Origin of the sequence: Streptomyces sp. NBC_01537 (assembly GCF_045040445.1) — a bacterium.
In the GTDB taxonomy this organism is placed as follows: Bacteria; Actinomycetota; Actinomycetes; order Streptomycetales; family Streptomycetaceae; genus Actinacidiphila.
In genome coordinates this window covers 4,447,589-4,463,011 of the sequence record NZ_CP109392.1, presented here as the reverse complement: position 1 = coordinate 4,463,011, position 15,423 = coordinate 4,447,589, and the positions used below count along the sequence as shown (strand labels likewise).

Annotated in this window: 13 protein-coding genes and 1 tRNA gene; 9 read left to right on the top strand and 5 right to left on the bottom strand. The window is 67.1% G+C overall.

The features are described from left to right. Positions 1-43: 43 nt before the first annotated feature. The 4 genes from OG607_RS20500 to OG607_RS20485 all read left to right on the top strand — a co-directional run bounded on the left by OG607_RS20500 (position 44) and on the right by OG607_RS20485 (position 4,949). On the top strand, positions 44-511 hold the full coding sequence (locus tag OG607_RS20500) for a helix-turn-helix domain-containing protein (protein ID WP_405725169.1): 468 nt from the start codon (positions 44-46) through the stop codon (positions 509-511). 45 nt (positions 512-556) lie between these two features. After that, entirely contained in the window at positions 557-1,123 is a 567-nt protein-coding gene (locus OG607_RS20495) for a PIN domain-containing protein (protein ID WP_405725166.1), read from the top strand. Between the two features lie 975 nt (positions 1,124-2,098). Next, a complete protein-coding gene (locus tag OG607_RS20490; protein WP_405725163.1) occupies positions 2,099-3,304 on the top strand; it encodes a cytochrome P450 in 1,206 nt (401 codons plus the stop codon). Between the two features lie 28 nt (positions 3,305-3,332). Further along, positions 3,333-4,949, top strand: coding sequence for a type III polyketide synthase (locus OG607_RS20485; RefSeq protein ID WP_405725160.1), 1,617 nt, complete (start codon positions 3,333-3,335; stop codon positions 4,947-4,949). Between the two features lie 264 nt (positions 4,950-5,213). On the opposite strand, the gene OG607_RS20480 is transcribed toward OG607_RS20485, so the two are convergent. Continuing rightward, positions 5,214-5,287 (bottom strand) — tRNA-Gly (locus OG607_RS20480). Between the two features lie 499 nt (positions 5,288-5,786). Between OG607_RS20480 and dcd the strand changes: the two genes are divergently transcribed. Next, positions 5,787-6,362, top strand: a complete 576-nt coding sequence (gene dcd, locus OG607_RS20475; protein ID WP_405725157.1) for a dCTP deaminase — start codon at positions 5,787-5,789, stop codon at positions 6,360-6,362. Between the two features lie 6 nt (positions 6,363-6,368). Continuing rightward, positions 6,369-6,869, top strand: a complete 501-nt coding sequence (locus tag OG607_RS20470) for a phosphoribosyltransferase (RefSeq protein WP_405725154.1) — start codon at positions 6,369-6,371, stop codon at positions 6,867-6,869. A 71-nt stretch (positions 6,870-6,940) separates the two neighbouring features. Here OG607_RS20470 and OG607_RS20465 read toward each other — a convergent pair whose 3' ends face one another. Next, entirely contained in the window at positions 6,941-7,744 is an 804-nt protein-coding gene (locus OG607_RS20465) for a Yip1 family protein (protein WP_405725151.1), read from the bottom strand. A 166-nt stretch (positions 7,745-7,910) separates the two neighbouring features. Between OG607_RS20465 and OG607_RS20460 the strand changes: the two genes are divergently transcribed. Continuing rightward, positions 7,911-8,672, top strand: coding sequence for a DsbA family protein (locus tag OG607_RS20460; RefSeq protein ID WP_405725148.1), 762 nt, complete (start codon positions 7,911-7,913; stop codon positions 8,670-8,672). Between the two features lie 45 nt (positions 8,673-8,717). Here the strand turns inward: OG607_RS20460 and OG607_RS20455 are convergent, their stop codons facing one another. From OG607_RS20455 to OG607_RS20445, 3 genes are all read right to left on the bottom strand, one after another. Beyond that, positions 8,718-9,659 carry an FG-GAP repeat domain-containing protein gene (locus OG607_RS20455; RefSeq protein WP_405736929.1) on the bottom strand — a complete coding sequence of 314 codons (942 nt, stop codon included), beginning with the start codon at positions 9,657-9,659 and terminating at the stop codon, positions 8,718-8,720. Positions 9,660-9,700: 41 nt separating this feature from the next. After that, positions 9,701-10,138 carry a hypothetical protein gene (locus OG607_RS20450; RefSeq protein WP_405725145.1) on the bottom strand — a complete coding sequence of 146 codons (438 nt, stop codon included), beginning with the start codon at positions 10,136-10,138 and terminating at the stop codon, positions 9,701-9,703. Between the two features lie 106 nt (positions 10,139-10,244). Further along, positions 10,245-12,509, bottom strand: a complete 2,265-nt coding sequence (locus OG607_RS20445) for a (Fe-S)-binding protein (RefSeq protein ID WP_405725142.1) — start codon at positions 12,507-12,509, stop codon at positions 10,245-10,247. Between the two features lie 353 nt (positions 12,510-12,862). On the opposite strand from OG607_RS20445, the gene dnaK reads away from it, so the two are divergent. Both dnaK and grpE read left to right on the top strand, forming a co-directional pair. Then, a complete protein-coding gene (gene dnaK, locus OG607_RS20440) occupies positions 12,863-14,713 on the top strand; it encodes a molecular chaperone DnaK (RefSeq protein ID WP_329314600.1) in 1,851 nt (616 codons plus the stop codon). Continuing rightward, on the top strand, positions 14,710-15,366 hold the full coding sequence (grpE, locus tag OG607_RS20435; RefSeq protein ID WP_405725138.1) for a nucleotide exchange factor GrpE: 657 nt from the start codon (positions 14,710-14,712) through the stop codon (positions 15,364-15,366). Before dnaK ends, grpE begins: the two co-directional genes overlap by 4 nt. Positions 15,367-15,423 lie beyond the last annotated feature (57 nt).

The following is a 15,423-nucleotide window of genomic DNA, read 5'->3' as shown; positions in this document are numbered from 1 at the left end:
GCCGTAGTCGGGAGTTACAGTTATTTCTGATACGAGGACTGACGTGGATCGGGAGGTGGCTGTGGTGCGCACGAGTGTCCTGGCGGGTGCCACGAAGGTCGAACCGAGCCCGGCGGATCAGACTGTGTTCGCCGAGGCCGGCCGGATGGCGCCTGATCGGGTCGAGGTGATACTGCGCGCGGCTGATGGCAGTGAGCTGGTGCTGCCCATCGAGTTGGTCAGGATTCTTATTGCTTCGGCGGGTGAGCTGGCGACCGGGCACGCCGTGACGGTACTGGCTTCCGAGACCCAGCTGACTCCGGCCGAGGCGGCTGAGCTGTTGGGTTTGTCCCGGCCGTTCGTCGCGCGGTTGCTTGATTCCGGTGACATCCCGTCGAGCCACCTGCCCGACAGTCGTCATCGGGTTGTGCGTCTCGCCGATGTGCTGGCGTTCCAGGGGCGCCGTGAGCGCCGACGGGAGGGGCGTCGGCGGATCGCTGACGCGATTGACGAGGCAGGGCTGCCCTACTGAGTCCGGCTGTGGCTGTGTTGAACGTTCGAGGGGGAAGGTGTACCGGTGCGGGTCTTTGTGGACACCAATGTCCTCTTCCCGTTCTCTGTCATGGATCTGATGCTGGCCCTCACGGAGGACTCGGTCCACGAGATCGTGTGGTCCGAACGGCTCCTGTTGGAGTGGGAACGAGTCATCATCCGGGAACAACGACGCTCGGCCGAGTCGGCCGCAGCTGTCACCCGGGCCATACGCCGGTTCTTCGCGGACTCAGAGATCCCGGAACCTGCCTATGCCCACCTCGTTGACGAGATGCCCGGCGGCGACCCGGATGACCGACACCACTCCGCAGCCGCTGTGGCCGCTGGGGCAACCGCGCTGATCACCTGGAATCTTGATGACTTCCCCGCCAGCGAACTCGCGGCGCGCGGCGTACGCGTTCTCGACCCGGACACGTATCTGTGCGAGCTCCATGCCGAGTTGCCTCAGGAGGTGTCCGACGCTGTCGTACGGCTGGCTGCCGAAAAGCGCAACCCACCGATGACAGCACATGATGCAATCGCTCGCCTGGGCAAGGCAGGATTGCCCCGCTTCGCTGACCTCTTGCTGCGAACACTGGACTTGAGCGCGTGACCGTTCGATCTGCTTTTTCAAGTGGCGCGCAAGTGGTGCGAGGCCTTCGATAGGTCTAGACAACAAGCAAGCCCCAGGTCCCTGACCTGGGGCTTCGCGCTGGAGCGGGTGACGGGAATCGAACCCGCGCTGTGAGCTTGGGAATCACGGGTTCTTCAGGCTGTCCATGACTCCTGACCTGCGGAAACGTCTGAGTCACCACGCTTTGATCGACGCGATGATGTACCGCTGTTAATCGTGGCGTACCACCTTATCTGGCACAGATCTGGCACGACCCGGATCGACATTCGTCGCGGCGCCACGGGCTGTGGGCGGTCAGGTACCTTCGTCCCCGCCTCGCCCACACCCACCGCAGGTGAACGGCCCCCGACCAGGCGATTCGGTCGGGGGCCGTCTGCATTTCCGCCACCGCCGGTCACCGTGGTTCCCTGCCAGATGGGGCACGACAAGGGCGCGGACCGGGCACGTGGGTGGAGGTCGCTCCGTTGATGTGTCCGTCCTGCTCGCCGCCGTTCAGTCGAGAAAGCAGGACCAGAACGGGATCGTGGCGGATTGATGGCCCTGGCAGACCCGTCCGGCCGGCCTGAGCCGACCGGAGGCCCGTACGCGGGTGCGGAGGCGTAGGGCGGCTCCGCCGCGCCCGCTCTGCGTGCGAGGGGATGTACGAAGCCGCGGCAGGCGCGCGGCTTCGACACCCCCTCCCGGCGACTGTGCCGGTGGTGATGTCCCGCCCGAGACGAAGCCACGGACGGACAGGGGATGGCTCACGAGGCGGCAACATCCCTGGTCGGCGGCCTGCTCTTGCGTGGATGGGCGGTCAGCAGGGCGAACAACGCCTCGGACGCAGTAACGGCCCTTCATGTGGACTAACGAAGACGGAGCCGTGCGTACATCTGTAGGTGATTGGGAATTAATGCCACGTTCAGACCAGTAAGTACCGATTCACCCGCTTAGTTCCCCTATCTGGAACTCCGCATGGAACCCGGCTCTACCGCACGGAACTGTCCTTTCGACTATGCCGAGGCCCTCGAATTCGACCCACTACTCAAGCAACTACTGACCGACGAACCCGTCGCCCGCATCCGGCTGCCCCATGGCGAGGGGGAAGCCTGGCTCGTCACCCGCTATGAGGACGTGCGTATGGTGACCACCGATCGGCGTTTCAGCCGGAGCGCCATCATCGGCCGGAACTTTCCGCGGATGACACCTGAGCCGATCGTTCAGGACGAAGCGATCAACGTGATGGACCCACCGGCCAGCAGCCGCCTGCGCAGCCTGATCTCCAAGGGTTTCGCACCGCGCCACATGGAACACATGCGAGTCCGTACCCAGCATGTCGTGGACCAACTGCTGGACCGGATGACGGAGTACGGCTCCTCCGGCGACCTTGTCGAGCACCTGGCGAACCCCCTGCCCCTGACCACGATCTGCGAGGTCCTCGACATCCCCGAGGCCGATCGCTCGCAGTTGCGTGCTCACGCGCGGACCATGATGGATACCGGCGTCGACAACCGGGACAACGCCGTACGGGCCAAAGCCGACCTCCGCGCCTACTTCAGCACGCTCACGGCGCACCGGCGCAAGAACCCCGGCGACGACCTGATCAGCACGCTGGCCACCGCTCGCGACGGAGATGAGATCCTCGACGACGAGGAACTGACCGTCATGGCCATGGTCTTGCTCATCACCGGCCAGGACACAACCACCTACCAGATCGGGAACATCGCCTACACGCTTCTCACTCGGCCCGAAGAGCTCGCCATGCTGCGTGCCCGCCCCGAGATGCTCCCGCAGGCCATCGAGGAACTGTTGCGGTTCATCCCCTTCCGCAAGGGTGTCGGCATCCCCCGCGTCGCAACCGAAGACGTAGAACTGAGCGGGGTGACCATCCGAGCAGGGGACATCGTGCACGTCTCCTACCTGACGGCCAACCGGGACGGCCGGAAGTTCGACCGGCCTGACGAGCTGGATCTGGAACGCACTGGTCCGCCTCACATGACCTTCGGCTGGGGTGGGCACCACTGTCTCGGCGCTCCGCTTGCCGCCACGGAACTCCACGTCGCATTCCGAACTCTCCTGGAGCGCTTCCCTGAACTGAGGCTGACGAAGGCGGTCGAAGAAGTGCGCTGGAACACAACCTCGATCTGGCGCTATCCGCTCGAACTGCCCGTCACTTGGTGACGGTGGTACCCCAGCAAGGCGCAAAGCCATGGTGCTCGGCCTTGCCGATGCCGGCCTGCGGATCAGCAACCGTGCGACGGCAGAGCGCGATCAAGACCACCATTGGCAGCCGGCGGCCGCGTTCTGCGCGGCCACCGGCTGCGCACGCGGCACCCGACCCGAGGGTCGGTCATGCGCGTTCCGGACGGCAGCCGGCTCCGGTGGCCCGCTCGCCACGACCGTGACCGCAGACATCGCTGTCATGGATGATCCGCCGCCCCATGAAGAGCGGCAAATCGGAATCATTCATGGGTCGTCCCGGTGGCATTCCGCTCGACATGCGGCCCTCATCTGCCTGCCGTACATTCAGATCCGGGTGCCAACCACGTGGCAGACGCCCTCTGCTCGTACGGCGAGAACTCAACTGTTCGACGGTCGGCCCGTCCGTACCCTCCCAGGGGTGCGGACGCCGTCGCCGCCGGATCCGCTGGTGGTCTGTTCCGCGTTCCGCGCGAACAGCGCCGCAGCGGCTACCGGGGGCGGACGAAGGCTTCGATCGGCCAGGGTCGCACCGTGTGGATCACAGTCCGCTAGGAGGAGATCCATGGCGGTTCTCTGCAAACCGGCAATCGCGGTCCCCGAGTACGTCATCACCAACGACGACACCCTTGAACTGGCCCGGAGGTTGCACAGCGACCATCCGCAGCTCGACCTCGTCCTCGATCTGATCCAGCACACCGGGGTGCTGAAACGACACCTCGTACAGCCGATAGAAAAGGTACTGAAGCACCCAGGCTTCGATGAACGCAGTGTCGTTTACGAGGCGGAAACCAAGGCCCGCGTTCCGGCCGTAGTGCGCCAGGCACTCGAGCACGCGGAACTCGAGCCGGAGAAGATCGACTTGATCATCTACGTCTCCTGCACCGGCTTCATGATGCCGCCGCCGACGGCATGGCTCATGAGCACGATGGGCTTCCGCCCTGAGACGCGGCAGTTGCCGATCGCCCAACTCGGCTGTGCCGCAGGCGGTGCGGCTGTCAACCGGGCCCACGACTTCTGCCAGGCCTACCCTGACGGCAACGTGCTCGTCGTTGCCTGCGAATTCTGCTCGCTGTGTTACCAGCCCACCGATCTGGGCGTGGGATCGCTCCTGTCCAACGGCCTGTTCGGCGACGGGATCGCCGCCGCGGTGGTACGGGGCAACGGAGGCACCGGGATCAGCCTGGAACGCAACGGCTCCTACGTCATCCCGGACACCGAGAACTGGATCTCCTACGCGATCCGCTCCACGGGCTTCCACTTCCAGCTCGACAAACGCGTGCCTGGAACCATGGAACCACTCACACCGGCTCTGAGCGCTGTCGCAGAACAGCACGGGTGGAACGCCGGCAAGCTGGACTTCTACATCATCCACGCGGGCGGTCCACGCATCCTGGACGACCTGAGCCGCTTCCTCGACGTGCCACCCGAAGCGTTCCGCTTCAGCCGCGCCACGCTCGCCGAGTACGGCAACATCGCCAGCGCGGTAGTGCTCGACGCCATGGCCCGCATGTTCAATGAGGCGTCGGCCCTCGACGGCCACCGCGGCCTGATGGCTGGCTTCGGGCCCGGCATCACTGCCGAGATCGCCCTGGGCACCTGGACTTCGGATCCTGCGGAAGCGTAGTGAATCGGTCACACGCCGGCGCGTGTGACCGACACACCACCCGGCCGGACCTGACGATGCCGGCCTCCATATGCCGCAACGCGACGGCGCTGAACAGCCGTGAGTTCAGACTGCCGGACGGGGGCGGAGCTCGTGGCCCCGATTGGGCAATTGCGGGCGAGCGGTAGCAGCGCGTTCGCGCGATTCAGGGCACGCGGAGAGCACGGCGGGCCGAGAGGTCTAGACAAGAGACAAGGCCCTGGTCTTTGACCTGGGCCTTAGTGGTGGAGCGGGTGACGGGAATCGAACCCGCGCTCTGAGCTTGGGAAGCTCATGTTCTACCATTAAACTACACCCGCGAAGATCGCCGGTTGGGCGTCTCACCGTCGCACACTGTACCTCATGGCAGGCCCTGGACGCATACGTCCAGGGCCGTTTCGCTGCGTGGACGGCTGGGTGGAAGTGGGTGCGGGAAGGGTTCTGCGGGGCGTACGTTGGGGGGTGATTCCTGGTGCGGGTGCGTGCGGAGTGCCGTGTGTGGGGTGGGGTGGTTGATCCCCTAATGTGGCTTTCGTCGTTGGCGTACAGGGGAGAAGGGGAGCGATGGATCGCACCGTCGTTCGTTGTGCCGAAGGGCATGTGTTCAGCACCACTACGTTTCCGATGCAGAACCTGGGGGCCGACCGGCTGGGGCCGGGGCGGCTGATCCGGTGTCCGCGGTGTGCGCGGTTGAGGAGTGCGGTGCCGGTGGATGTGCGGGAGCTGCAGCAGTAGGAGTCGGTGAGGAGAGAGGGCGCGGGCGCGCGGCTCCGGGGTGGTGGATTCGGCCGGGGCCGTGTGGCCGCGTAACCTGCTGGGGTGCTTCTCTCTGACAAGGACATCCGGACCGAGATCGACGGTGGACGGGTGCGGGTGGACCCGTTCGAGGCGTCGATGGTGCAGCCATCGAGTATTGATGTCCGGCTGGACCGGTTCTTCAGGGTGTTCGAGAACCACCGGTATCCGCATATCGATCCGGCGGTCGAGCAGCCGGATCTGACGCGGCTGGTGGAGCCGGAGGGGGATGAGCCGTTCATCCTGCATCCGGGTGAGTTCGTGCTGGCGTCGACGTATGAGGTCATCTCGCTGCCGGACGACATCGCCTCGCGGTTGGAGGGCAAGAGCTCGTTGGGGCGGCTGGGGCTGCTTACGCACTCGACGGCCGGCTTCATCGACCCGGGGTTCTCGGGGCATGTGACGCTGGAGCTGTCGAATGTGGCGACGCTGCCGATCAAGCTGTGGCCGGGGATGAAGATCGGGCAGCTGTGCCTGTTCCGGCTGACGTCGGCGGCGGAGTTCCCGTACGGGTCGGACAAGTACGGGTCGCGGTATCAGGGGCAGCGGGGGCCGACGGCCTCGCGGTCGTTCATGAACTTCCACCGGACGCAGGTGTGACCGCGGATGGGTGACGAAGTGCGGGAGAACCTGACGTACGAGGGCTTCGGTACGGCCGTGCGCGAGCTGGCGCAGACCATCGCGGACGACGGGTATGAACCGGACATCGTGCTGTCGATCGCGCGGGGCGGGGTGTTCGTGGCGGGCGGGCTGGCGTATGCGCTGGACTGCAAGAACATCCACCTGGTGAATGTGGAGTTCTATACGGGGGTCGGGACGACCCTGGAGATGCCGGTCATGCTGGCGCCGGTGCCGAATGTGATCGACTTCTCGCGGAAGCGGGTGCTGATCGCGGATGATGTGGCCGATACGGGCAAGACGCTGAAGCTCGTGCACGACTTCTGCGTGGGCAATGTGGCCGAGGTGCGCAGCGCGGTGATCTACGAGAAGACGCAGTCGCTGGTGAAGTGCGAGTACGTGTGGAAGCGCACGGACGACTGGATCAACTTCCCGTGGAGTGTTCAGCCGCCTGTTGTACGGCGGGCTGGGCAGGTGCTGGACTCGTAGAGCGTGTAGAGCGTACGGAAATGTGTAAGGGGCGCCCTCCATTGGACGGCGCCCCTTACGCGTACGTGGTTCTAGATCACCGGGAGCTTGAAGAGCACCAGCAGCGCGATGAGCTGGATCGAGGCGGCGCCCAGGGCCTTGGGCCAGGGGAGGTCGTGGGACTTGGCGACCATGGAGGTGAGGAGGGCGGCGCAGGCGAGCCAGGTGAGCCAGCCGAGGACCTGGACGAAGCTGTTGGCGCCGCCGAGGAAGACGGCGAAGAGGAGGCGGGGGGCGTCCGTGAGGGAGGTGATGAGCATGGCGAGGCCGATGGTGGGGGCCCAGGCGCCGTCGCCGCCGAACTGGCGGGCGAGGGAGTTGGTGACGGCGCCGAGCATGAGGCCGCAGAGGATGACGGCGACGGCGGTGCTGATCATCCAGGGGATGCTGGTGGAGATGGTGGAGTCCAGGACGTCTTCGCGGGCCGCGTCGAAGCCGAAGACGGCCAGCAGGCCGTAGAGGAAGGTGATCAGCAGGGCCGGGGCCCAGACCTGGTAGTCGCGCATCTGCAGGAAGGTGGCGGCTGGGCGGAGCACGATGCCGCTGATCAGCTGCTTCCAGGGCAGGCGGGGGCCGGAGGGCGGGCCGGTGGTCTGGCCGGCGCGGTAGGTGGCGACGTGGTCCTGGTCGGCGCCCGCCTGCGCGTCGGGGGTGTCGCCCACGGAGAAGGCGACGGTGTGGCCGGGGTTGTCGTCGTACGACGGGGTGGGGCCGTAGCCGGGCGCGCCGGGGCTGCCCGGGGAGCCGAAGTACTCCGGCTCGCCCTCCACGGCGGGGGCGTAGCCGTAGCCGTACGGCGTGTTCTGCGGTCCGTCTGAGTTCCTGATTCCAGCCACGTCATCGAAATTACCCGGTCCGGGCGGGCGGGGCGCGGGGACCCCGGACACCGTGACTCATTGCTGCGAAGCTGTGACAGACCTGAGTGATTTTCTCCGGTTACCCAAAGGGCCCTGCCAGCCCCTAGCGTTCGGGGTGACGGGCAATCGGAAGGGACCTCTGTTCATGGCCGTACGAATCACCGCCGCCGCCACTGCCGCCACTGCCGCCGCCGCTGTGCTGGTCATGCTGTCGCTGACGGCGTGCGACCCGCTCAGCGCGGTGACGACCGACTCCGATGCCAAGGCCACGCCGTCCTCGACGGCCTCGGCGACGGGCGGGCCCGCGCTGTCGGACCCCGCCGTCCTCGGCTCGATCCCGGCGAAGATGGGCTCGGACGGGACGACGATCATCGTCGGCCAGGCGTCCGCGAAGAACACCGTCCAGGTGTACGAGGACCTGCGGTGCCCGATCTGCAAGAGCTTCGAGACCGCGTCGGGTGCGACGCTCGCCGCGCTCGCGAAGTCGGGGAAGGTGAAGATCGAGTACACCCTCGCCTCCTTCCTGGACGGCAACCTCGGCGGCAACGGCTCCAAGCGGGCGGCCAACGCGCTGCGCGCGTCGGTGGAGCAGGGGAAGTTCGTGCCGTACCACGAGGCGCTGTACGCGAATCAGCCCGAGGAGACGAACGACGGCTTCACGGCGGACTTCCTGCTGAGCATCGCGGGCAAGGTGGACGGCCTGCGCACGACGGCTTTCGAGGCGGCGGTCAAGAAGGGCACGTACGACAGCTTTGTGCAGGCGTCCGAGAAGGCCTTTCTGAAGAGCGGCGCCGCGGGCACGCCGTACGTGAAGATCAACGGCAAGGCGGTGTCGGGGGACGACGCGGCGAAGCTGCATGACGCGACGCAGTTCGCGGCGCTGCTGAAGGAGTACGGGGTCGCCTGAGCCGGGGCCCAGGTGGCCCAGGCGACCCCGTCACCGCCCGGCGGGCTACCTGCCGAAGCCGGAGGCGAATTGACCGACCTGCGACTCGCTCAGGCCCAGGTCCGCCGGGCCGAAGGCGGCCAGTGGCGAGGTCGTGGTGATGCCCCCGTTGGCGCCGGCGGTGCCGCGCAGCACGGTGGCCGTGTCGTGCTTCGCGTCGCCGAGGGCCAGATCGACCCGGCCGTCCCGGTTGGTGTCCAGCAGCATGGCGGCGCCGCCCAGGCCGGTGAAGAGCTTGCTGTTCTCCGTGGTCAGCCCCTTGGCGCTGCCTCGCAGGACGACGATGGTGGGCCGGTCGTCGGCCAGTCGCGCGGCGAAAGCGACGTCGGCGTAGCCGTCGCCGTTGGTGTCGCCGGCGACCGGCGTGGAGCCGAAGCTGTCCCACATGAACGTCGGTGATCCGGGCAGCCCGGCGGCCTTCTCGTTGATCCGGACCGGCTTGAGCTTGGTGCTCTGGCCCTTGGGGCCGCCGTACGACACCACGATCTGGGCGCCGCCCGCCGGGGTCATGGGCTCGCCGAGGAGCTCGTAGGGGAGTCCGAGGACGATGTCGGCGTAGCCGTCCTTGTTCACGTCGGCGGTGGTGACCTCGCCGGACCATGCGTCGGAGGCGTAGATGTCCTTGCCCTTGGCGTCCTTGAGGCGGGGGCCCTTGACCAGGGTGCCTGTCTTCGTGCCGCGGTAAAGGACGGTGGCGCGCGGGGTGTACTCCCCGTCGCCGTAGATCCGCGACCAGGTGACGACCAGGTCGGTGCGGCCGTCGCCGGTGACGTCCCCGGCGGCGGCGACGGTGGCGAGGAGGTCCGGGTCCGACGGAGTGAGGTTCAGCGTGGTGCTGCGCTTCGGCGCGCCCTTGCGGCTGAAGGGGCCGAGCCGGAGCGTGGCGGTGCTGTCCTTGGTGGTCTGGGTGACCAGGTCGGCGCGTCCGTCGCCGTTGAAGTCGCCGATGAGCGGGATCCTGCCGGTGATCCGGGCGGCGCCGCTCAGGCTCAGACCCTTCTACCGCCCCAGACGATGAAGATGGTGTTCCTGCCGGCCGAGGTGGCGAGGTCGCTGTAGCCGTCGTGGTTGAGGTCGCCGGTGACGGTGTGGTCGCCGAAGTCGAAGCCCTGGCCGGCCTTGCCGAGGTTGAGGCTGTTCTGCGTGATGATCTTGCGGTGTCCGGTGTCCGGGCCCTTCGCGGAGCCGTAGACGACGGCCACGTATCCGGCGGAGTAGACGCCTTCGACGGTGGCCGTGGTGTCGGTCAGGACCAGGTCGCCGTAACCGTCGCCGTTGAAGTCCGAGTGGGCTCGGGCGCCGGCGGCGGCTTTGCCGGCCATCCACGACGGAGTCTCCGACGGAGTCCCCTGGGCCGCGCCCGACTGCCAGCATGCGGCGGTGCCGGCGAGTGCGAGGGCGAGAACGGCAAGTATGGGTTTACGCATACCGGTTCGACATGCGGTGAGGGCCAAAGGCTGTGCTGGTGAACAGCAGTGGCCGGCGCCCGGGTCGGGCACCGGCCACTGCCGCGTCCATGCGGATCCGTACGGGCTACTTCACCGGCTCCGGCTCAGGAGCGGAGTCCGCGTCGGCGTCGTCCGCCGCCACGGGGGTCTTGACGGACTGCAGCAGCAGCTGGGAGACGTCGACGACCGTCAGCGACTCCTTCGCCTTGCCTTCGTTCTTCTTGCCGTTGACGGAGTCGGACAGCATGACGAGGCAGAACGGGCAGGCGGTGGAGACGATGTCCGGGTTGAGGGACAGCGCCTCGTCCACGCGCTCGTTGTTGATGCGCTTGCCGATCCGCTCTTCCATCCACATGCGCGCGCCGCCCGCGCCGCAGCAGAAGCCGCGCTCCTTGTGGCGGTGCATCTCCTCGTTCCGGAGCCCCGGCACCTTGGCGATGATCTCGCGCGGCGGTGTGTAGACCTTGTTGTGACGGCCCAGGTAGCAGGGGTCGTGGTAGGTGATGAGGCCCTCGACCGGGGTCACCGGGATCAGCTTGCCCTCGTCGACGAGGTGCTGGAGCAGCTGGGTGTGGTGGATGACCTCGTACTCGCCGCCGAGCTGCGGGTACTCGTTGGCGATGGTGTTGAAGCAGTGCGGGCAGGTGGCGACGATCTTCTTCTTGGACTTGGGGAGCTTGGTGCTCTCGTCCTCGTCGTCCTCACCGAAGGCCATGTTCAGCATCGCGACGTTCTCGGCGCCGAGCTGCTGGAACAGGAACTCGTTGCCCAGGCGGCGGGCGGAGTCACCGGTGCAGTTCTCCTCGCCGCCCATGATCGCGAACTTAACGCCCGCGATGTTGAGCAGCTCGGCGAAGGCCTTGGTGGTCTTCTTCGCCCGGTCCTCCAGGGAGCCGGCGCAGCCGACCCAGTACAGGTACTCGACCTCGGTCAGGTCCTCGATGTCCTCGCCGACGACCGGGACCTCGAAGTCGACCTCCTTGACCCACGCCAGGCGCTGCTTCTTGGGCAGGCCCCACGGGTTGCCCTTCTTCTCCAGGTTCTTGAGCATCGTGCCCGCCTCGCTCGGGAACGAGGACTCGATCATCACCTGGTAGCGGCGCATGTCGACGATGTGGTCGATGTGCTCGATGTCCACCGGGCACTGCTCGACGCACGCGCCGCAGGTCGTGCACGACCACAGCACGTCCGGGTCGATGACGCCGTTCTCCTCGGCGGTGCCGATCAGCGGCCGCTCGGCCTCGGCGAGGGCCGCCGCCGGGACGCCCGCGAGCTGCTCCGCCGTGGCCTTCTCCTCGCCCTCCGCGTCCTTGCCGCCGCCCGCGAGCAGATACGGGGCCTTGGCGTGGGCGTGGTCGCGCAGCGACATGATCAGGAGCTTGGGGGAGAGCGGCTTGCCCGTGTTCCAGGCCGGGCACTGCGACTGGCAGCGGCCGCACTCCGTACAGGTGGAGAAGTCGAGGATGCCCTTCCAGGCGAAGTGCTCGACCTGCGAGACGCCGAACTGGTCGTCCTCGCCCGGGTCCTCGAAGTCGATCGGCACGCCGGCCGAGGTCATCGGCTGGAGGGCGCCCAGCGCGGTCGCGCCGTCGGCGTTGCGCTTGAACCAGATGTTGGGGAAGCCCAGGAAGCGGTGCCAGGCGACGCCCATGTTGGTGTTGAGCGAGACCACGATCATCCAGATCAGCGAGACGCCGATCTTGATCATCGCGGTGAGGTAGATCAGGTTCTGGAGCGTCTCGGTGCTCAGGCCCCTGAAGGCCACCACGAGCGGGTACGAGAGGAAGTACGCCGCCTCGTAGTGCTCCACGTGGTGGATCGCGCCCTCGAGCCCGCGCAGGGTCAGGATCGCCGCGCCGATGGTGAGGATGACGTACTCGACGAAGTACGCCTGCCAGGCCTTGGAGCCCGCGAAGCGGGACTTGCGGCCCGCGCGGGAGGGCAGGCTGAGGAGCCGGATCGTGATCAGGACGAGGATGCCGAGGATCGTCATCACGCCGATGAACTCGATGTACAACTCGAACGGCAGGAAGCCGCCGATCCACGGCAGCGTCCAGTCGGCCTGGAACAGCTGCCCGTACGCCTGCGCCAGCGTCGGCGGCAGCGTCAGGAAGCCGATCGCGACGAACCAGTGCGCGAAGCCGACGATGCCCCAGCGGTTCATGCGCGTGTGGCCCAGGAATTCCCGGGCCAGCGTGATCGAGCGCTGTTTGGGGTTGTCGGTACGGCTGCCGGCCGGGACGGGCTGGCCGATCCTCACGAACCGGTAGATCTGCGCGACGGCGCGGCTGATGAGCGCAACGCCGACCGCGGTGAGGACCAGCGACACGATGATCGCGGCGAGTTGCATTCCGGGCTCCTCGGACCTGCGAGAGCGGTTCTTACTAATCGGTAACTTGTGTGGTCTTCCTGAGATTATCGCCTCCGGCGGGCGGTCAGAAGCAGCCTGGCCGGTGATCTGCGTCGCCCTGCGGGGTCGCGCCGTCGCGGCCGGGGCCCGTGGCCGGATGCGGGCCGGTTGTGCCCACCTGTTCTGCCATACGGAACGCCTGCCCGCAGCCTACCTCTGAGCTGCGGCAATGGAGCTTATGCGCGCCTTACGCGACAGAAGGTTGAGCCTGGTCCGCTCATGCCTTTTGACATCGGCCGGGCCGGTGATGCACCCTTGAGTCAGTTCCACTCAAGTCGCTGGAGGATTCCAAAATGGCACGTGCGGTCGGCATCGACCTGGGCACGACTAACTCCGTCGTCAGCGTTCTCGAAGGCGGCGAGCCCACCGTCATCACCAACGCAGAGGGCGCCAGGACCACGCCGTCCGTCGTCGCCTTCGCCAAGAACGGCGAGGTGCTCGTCGGCGAGGTCGCGAAGCGCCAGGCGGTCACGAACGTAGACAGGACCGTCCGGTCGGTCAAGCGCCACATGGGCACCGACTGGAAGATCAACGTTGACGGCAAGGACTTCAACCCGCAGCAGATGAGCGCCTTTATCCTGCAGAAGCTGAAGCGCGACGCCGAGGCGTACCTGGGCGAGAAGGTCCAGGACGCGGTCATCACGGTCCCGGCGTACTTCAACGACTCGGAGCGCCAGGCCACCAAGGAGGCCGGCGAGATCGCGGGCCTCAACGTCCTTCGTATTGTCAATGAGCCGACGGCTGCCGCCCTCGCCTACGGCCTCGACAAGGACGACCAGACCATTCTCGTCTTCGACCTCGGTGGTGGCACCTTCGACGTGTCGCTGCTGGAGATCGGCGACGGCGTCGTCGAGGTGAAGGCCACCAACGGTGACAACCACCTCGGTGGTGACGACTGGGACCAGCGGGTCGTCGACTACCTGGTGAAGCAGTTCCACTCCGGCCACGGCGTGGACCTGTCCAAGGACAAGATGGCGCTGCAGCGTCTCCGTGAGGCCGCCGAGAAGGCGAAGATCGAGCTGTCCTCGTCCACCGAGACCTCGATCAACCTGCCCTACATCACGGCGTCCGCCGAGGGCCCGCTGCACCTGGACGAGAAGCTCACCCGCGCCCAGTTCCAGCAGCTGACGGCCGACCTGCTCGACCGCTGCAAGAACCCGTTCAACAACGTCATCAAGGACGCCGGCATCCAGCTGTCCGAGATCGACCACGTGGTCCTGGTCGGCGGCTCGACCCGGATGCCCGCCGTCGCCGAGCTCGTCAAGGAGCTGACCGGCGGCCGCGACGCCAACAAGGGCGTCAACCCCGACGAGGTCGTGGCCATCGGTGCCGCGCTCCAGGCGGGCGTGCTCAAGGGCGAGGTCAAGGACGTACTGCTCCTCGACGTCACCCCGCTGTCCCTCGGTATCGAGACCAAGGGCGGCATCATGACCAAGCTGATCGAGCGCAACACCACGATCCCGACCAAGCGCTCCGAGATCTTCACGACGGCCGAGGACAACCAGCCGTCCGTCCAGATCCAGGTCTACCAGGGCGAGCGCGAGATCGCGGCGTACAACAAGAAGCTCGGGATGTTCGAGCTGACCGGCCTGCCGCCGGCCCCGCGTGGCGTGCCGCAGATCGAGGTCACCTTCGACATCGACGCGAACGGCATCATGCACGTCGGCGCCAAGGACCTCGGCACCGGCAAGGAGCAGCGGATGACCGTCACCGGCGGCTCGGCGCTGCCGAAGGACGACATCGACCGCATGATGCGCGAGGCCGAGCAGTACGCGGACGAGGACCACAAGCGCCGCGAGGCCGCCGAGACCCGCAACCAGGCCGAGCAGCTCGTCTACCAGACCGAGAAGTTCATCGCCGACAACGCGGACAAGGTCCCCGGCGACGTCAAGACCGAGGTCGAGGCGTCCATCGCGGACCTCAAGGAAGCCCTCAAGGGCGAGGACACCGCGGCGATCCGTGAGGCCACCGAGAAGGTCGCGGCCACCAGCCAGAAGCTGGGCCAGGCGCTCTACGCCAACGCCCAGGCCGAGGGTGCGACCGCCGGTGCCCCGGGCGCCGACGCGGGCGCGCACGCCGCCGCCGATGACGACGTCGTGGACGCCGAGATCGTCGACGAGGACAAGAAGGACGGTGCCGCGTGACGGAGGAGACCCCGGGCTTCGACAACAACGAGAAGCCTGACGTCCCCTCTGCCGATGCCGCAGATTCCGTTCAGAACGACGCGGCGCAGGCCGCCGGACCCGCCGACCAGGCGGGCCCGGCGGCCCCGGCCGGGGACGCAAACGCGACAGCCGGCCTGATGGCCGCCCTGGACCAGGCCCGCAGCGCGCTCGGCGAGCGCACCGCAGACCTCCAGCGGCTCCAGGCCGAGTACCAGAACTACCGCCGCCGGGTGGAGCGGGACCGCATCGCGGTCCGGGAGATCGCCATCGCGAACCTCCTGACCGAGCTGCTCCCGGTGCTCGACGACATCGGCCGCGCCCGTGACCACAACGAACTGGTCGGCGGCTTCAAGTCCGTCGGCGAGTCGGTGGAGACCGTGGCGGCCAAGATGGGCCTGCAGCAGTTCGGCAAGGAGGGCGAGCCCTTCGACCCGCTGGTGCACGAGGCCCTGATGCACAGTTACTCGCCGGATGTCACCCAGACCACCTGCGTGCAGATCCTCCAGCCGGGGTATCGCATCGGAGAACGTACGATCCGCCCCGCGCGGGTCGCGGTCGCCGAGCCCCAGCCGGGCGCGCAGAAGGCCGACGAGACATCCGAAGAGGAGAACGGTGGCCCCGACCAGGGCTGACGCACAACAGGCACAGGGCACGACAGGCACAACAGCACGACATGAACGGAAGGAGGG